4 protein-coding genes are annotated in these 3498 nt (G+C 37.9%); 3 read left to right on the forward strand and 1 reads right to left on the reverse strand.

The window, feature by feature from the left end; all coding sequences use genetic code 11:
* The 3 genes from WA010_RS13110 to WA010_RS13120 all read left to right on the forward strand — a co-directional run.
* On the forward strand, nucleotides 1-1153 hold a 1153-nt coding region (locus tag WA010_RS13110; RefSeq protein WP_422557563.1), incomplete at its 5' end, for a tetratricopeptide repeat protein.
* Nucleotides 1154-1170: 17 nt separating this feature from the next.
* Nucleotides 1171-1833 (forward strand): 7-cyano-7-deazaguanine synthase QueC, encoded by a 663-nt coding sequence (queC, locus tag WA010_RS13115; protein ID WP_422557564.1) that lies wholly within the window; start codon nucleotides 1171-1173, stop codon nucleotides 1831-1833.
* Nucleotides 1799-2464: a M48 family metallopeptidase gene (locus tag WA010_RS13120; RefSeq protein ID WP_422557565.1), complete on the forward strand. Its 666-nt coding sequence runs from the start codon at nucleotides 1799-1801 to the stop codon at nucleotides 2462-2464. The genes queC and WA010_RS13120 overlap by 35 nt, the downstream gene beginning before the upstream one ends.
* Here the strand turns inward: WA010_RS13120 and WA010_RS13125 are convergent.
* On the reverse strand, nucleotides 2461-3462 hold the full coding sequence (locus WA010_RS13125) for a hypothetical protein (RefSeq protein ID WP_422557566.1): 1002 nt from the start codon (nucleotides 3460-3462) through the stop codon (nucleotides 2461-2463). The genes WA010_RS13120 and WA010_RS13125 overlap by 4 nt on opposite strands.
* Nucleotides 3463-3498 lie beyond the last annotated feature (36 nt).

Here is a 3498-nt window from a genome sequence, read left to right on the forward strand (position 1 = left end):
TCAATACGATAAAGCAATGTCGAAATATTCTGAAGCATTGGAAATAGATCGTTCAATTGGAGATGATGGAGGGATTGCCAGTGTTCTTGTCAATATTGGGAATATTTATCAACGACTTGGAAAAGCTGAAGAAGCTTTAACAAAATATTCTGAAAGTTTGGAAATATTTTATAGAATAGATGATCAGGCAGGTATCGCCAATGTGCTTGGTAATATAGGTAAGGTTTATCAACAACTTGGAAGATATGATGAAGCTATGCAAAATCATAGGCAGGCACTTGATATTGATAGAAGGTTAAATAATGAGATAGGTATTGCAAATGATCTTATCAATATAGCTTCAATCTATCAAAATTTTGGTAATTATAAAGAAGAACTACAATATTACATTGAAGGGTTGAAAATACTTGAATCGATAGGAAATGTTGAAGGAATGGCTCATGTTTTTGCTAGTATTGGAGCAGTATATCGACGTATAGGTAAATATGAAGAAGCTTTTTTGAGTGAAAATAAAGCGTTAGAAACATATTCTACTAGTGGAAATATAAAAGGTATTGCATATACATCCAATGAATTAGGAAAGATATATCAATCTCTCGGTAAATACGAAGAGTCTCTAAAAATATATACTAAAACTTTAGATTTATTTCGGCAAATAGGTGATCAGTTGGGTATAGCAAGTTTGCTTGATAATATAGGAGATACTTATCAACATCTTGAAAAATATGATAAAGCTTTAATGTATTATTTTGATGCATTAAAATTAAGTGAAACGATAGGTAATAAAAGAGGTATTGCATCAACTCTTGACAAGATTGGTACAATTTATCAAAATAAAGAGCATTATGATGAAGCTTTATTAAAACACAATGAAGCATTGAAAATTCATCTTTTGATAGGGCATCAACAAGGGATAGCGAACACGCTTGGAAATATTGCAAATATTTATCAGCATCTTGGAAGATTTGATGCGGCGTTAAACAATTACACTCAATCGTTAGAAATTTTCGAGCGGATAGGGTATATTTCTGGAGAGATAACGGCATTGGAAAATCTATCCAAACTTCACGAAGTGGTGGGGGATAAAAATCTCTCAGACTACTATGCCCAAAAAGCATCTGCACTTCAAGAAGCCTCAAAAATTTCTGAATAGACAAGGAAATATTTGTTATGAAAAAAGCACTTTGTATCATGAGCGGCGGGATGGATTCGACCCTTGTTGCCTATATCATGCGTTCACGCGGATATGAGATCGTCGCATTGCACTTTAACTACGGACAACGCACCGTGGCAAAAGAGCTCTCCTGTTTTCGCGCTATCTGTGAGGATTTAGGGGTGAGAGAGAAATACGAGATCGATCTTGATTTTTTCAAAACTATCGGAGCATCGGCATTAACCGATCACATGCTCACAGTTCCTACGGGTGGAATTGAAGTAGGTGTCCCCATCACCTATGTCCCATTTCGAAACGGTATCTTTCTCTCTATCGCTACCGCTATCGCTGAAAAAGAAGGGTGCTCTGTTATCGCAATCGGTGTGGTCGAAGAGGACAGTAGCGGGTATCCCGATTGTCGTGAAGCATTTATTGATACTTTTACTAAAGCGGCAAATTTAGGAACGAAAGAGACAACCCATATTAGCATTGAAATGCCGTTAGTGCATCTGCAAAAATCTCAAATTGTACAAGAGTCGCTTCGACTGAGTGCACCGTTGCATCTAACATGGAGCTGTTACCAAAGCGAAGAGGCGGCGTGCGGTGTATGCGACAGCTGCCGATTGCGTCTACGAGGCTTTGAACGTGCCGGAGTGGTTGATCCTATCGACTATGTTTGATGCATCAAATTCACCTATAACAATCCATTATCGTCCCCGAAATCGCAGTACCTATATTACTATCACCCACAACGGTGAAGTATGTGTCCGTACCCCTATCAAAAATGAAAAGCGTATCCGTATCATCTTAGCGGAGCGAGAAAGCTGGATTCGATCTAAACTCATTGCGATTGCATCGAGCAATATGTATTACCATACTCTCGGTGAAACAATCCGTTTTCGGGGAGAGTGTCTCCCGATCACACAATTCTTACATTTAGACGAAATGCTAAAAAAAGCGAAAAACAGTGTTGATATTGAAAAATATTACTCACTTTTTTATAAAAATGAGGCATATTTAACCCTTCCATCGCGTGTAGCATATTATGCACGAAAGATGGACTTACATCCAAAAGAGATACGTTTTAAAAAGATGCGCCGCCGCTGGGGGAGCTGTAGCAGTGAAGGTATTGTTACACTCAACACTATGATGATGCAACTTAGCTATGCACATATCGATTATATCATCGTTCATGAACTCGCCCATTTACGACACATGAACCACTCTAAAGAGTTTCATGCAGTGGTACGGAGTGTGTTAGAAAACGAGAGAGAGTTGCGTAGAGAGCTGAAACAGATACGAATCGGCTAAAAGTCAAGTTCCAACTGTTTCATCGCCGAACGGGATGGATTGAGTATCCCTTTATCTACCCCTGCTACTAAGGCAAAATGGAAAATTCTGGATTGTAAGATTGTTAACACTTCTTCAGAATAACGGTAGAAAAAGATATTTTCAACCCCAATAGTGAGTGATGAACGCATCGCTTCTGGCAACAAATAGATGATTTTAGCCCATGTTGCCTGTGCTAAAAAGTTAATCTGCTCATCAATAAGCTCAAGTAATGGCTCAAAAATAACGACACGATCACTGCTACCAAATTCTTTACTTTCAAGACGAGAGTTGGTAAAAACAGGGATAAAATGTCCCATTTTACTAAATCCTCTAATTTGAAATGGTATTCGTAAAAAGGTATAGAAAAAAAGGATACGCTCTAAATAAGGGATGAAAAAGGGAGAAAGCATCTGTCTTTCATAAAAAATATCATTGTGAATAAATGAGGTTTCAAAGAGAGTTTGTTCGATAATCGTAATTGTATTCTCCTGTGCGTGAACCAACTGAGAATATTCGACAAATATATCTGTATCGCTGAGAGTAGGGGAAAATAAAACAATCGATTTTTTTTCTAAAGACCAAAGCTTTTCCCATATTTCCCGCACAGCCCCTTCAATATTGCAAAATATAGGTGGCGTTGAAATCATCGATGATAGATGTAATGTAATCGGATCACAAGCGTAAACCTGCAATTCTTTTTCAAGGAGATAAAAGCGGAGTAATTTTTTAAGAGCTTCATCAATATCAGCTACTTTAATCCAAGCAATTTCACTGTCGCTTATTTGAGTGGGTTTATCAAAAACAACACCATACGCACTGTTTTGAATCGCTTCAGAGATGTCATCTGAGCTATATGCGATAAAAAGTGATCCTCTTTTAACTTTGGAAGGGTCAAAAACAACGCTTTCAAAGATACTAACTGAAGGTTCCCCAAAAAGAGAGCCTTTGGTCAGTGCTAGGATATTTTCAAGTCTCATCCCACTGAACTTCCGCTAAGGCGTGGCTTTTCAGGG

This window comes from Sulfuricurvum sp. (assembly GCF_049305995.1).
Taxonomy (GTDB): domain Bacteria; phylum Campylobacterota; class Campylobacteria; order Campylobacterales; family Sulfurimonadaceae; genus Sulfuricurvum.

Excerpts from the sequence above, each read along its gene's own strand:
- queC (WP_422557564.1), top strand. The coding sequence starts at position 1,171 with ATGAAAAAAGCACTTTGTATCATGAGCGGCGGGATGGATTCGACCCTT.
- WA010_RS13125 (WP_422557566.1), bottom strand. The coding sequence starts at position 3,462 with ATGAGACTTGAAAATATCCTAGCACTGACCAAAGGCTCTCTTTTTGGG.